Genomic DNA, 1,037 nt, shown 5'->3' on the forward strand with positions numbered 1-1,037 from the left:
GCTTGCTTCCATCTCTTCATTGTTTAAAAGCGTGTGAATTCACGCTCTGGCTCTCCATCAATTCCTATGCTAAAAATTTGCTCTTTTCCCCTCTTCATTCTGAGGATAGCTCTGGGCTTATCCATCAATGCTTGAATACCCCCTTTATGGTTTAGCCTGTTCAAGTCATTCAATATTCTCTTCCATGACTTAAACGCCTGGGCGAAAAGGTTTCTGGGGAGGTATCGCCCCTGATAATAGGCTTTTTATCAACGCCGTCTTTTGGATATTGCGCACTGGCGCACCCTGGAGAGATTTGCCTCCTGAGTATGGCCACTGGAAAAACACGCATCGACGCTTTTGCAGATGGCGGGACAAAGGCGTTTGGCAAGGGGTGTTAGAATCGCTTGTGACGGAGCCTGATTTTGAGTGGCTCATAGATTTGATGCAAGCCCTATCAAAGTACCCCCTCATGCAGCAGGAGCGCGTGGTGGAAACCAAGTCATGGGACGAACAAAAGGGGGCTCAATTCCAAAATACATATAGCCGTAGATGCGACTGGTATGCCAGTGCGAATCCTTGTTACAGAAGATAGCACAGCTGATTGTACACAGGCTGAGGCTCTTATTGAGGGCATAAACGCCCAAGGTCTTTTAGCCGACAAAGGCTATGATTCAGATGCTGTGTTAGACACGGCAAACGGTCAAACCATTCAAGCGGTGATTCCTGCAAAAAAGAAGCGAAAAGAACAGCGCTTCTATGACAAAAAAATGCCTTCTTGCATCTTAAGCGATGGAGAGGCATCGCCACGCGATATGCCAAAAACAGCTCCTCCTTTCTTGCAGCCGCCCAAATACGCTGTCTTGCCCTTTGGCTCAATATCTCGTAACGACACTATCTAGGTAGATCCCTACAAAACTAGCTGTTTTTTGTGGTATATAGCCCACTAACTATAGAACAGTTCAAAGAATAGCGCGTTAATTGAACACTGTGTAGAAACGTCTTCTCTGTGTAACTTTTAGTACCCCCAATCCTGTTTTCCCTAACAAAGCTGCCCT

At 46.2% G+C, this 1,037-nt stretch carries 1 pseudogene; it reads left to right on the forward strand.

Annotation, left to right across the window (positions count from 1 at the left end):
• Positions 1-196 precede the first annotated feature (196 nt).
• Positions 197-868: pseudogene (locus tag HCUR_RS00725) on the forward strand (IS5 family transposase); the annotation flags it as partial.
• Positions 869-1,037 lie beyond the last annotated feature (169 nt).

Source organism: Holospora curviuscula (assembly GCF_002930195.1).
GTDB lineage: Bacteria > Pseudomonadota > Alphaproteobacteria > Holosporales > Holosporaceae > Holospora > Holospora curviuscula.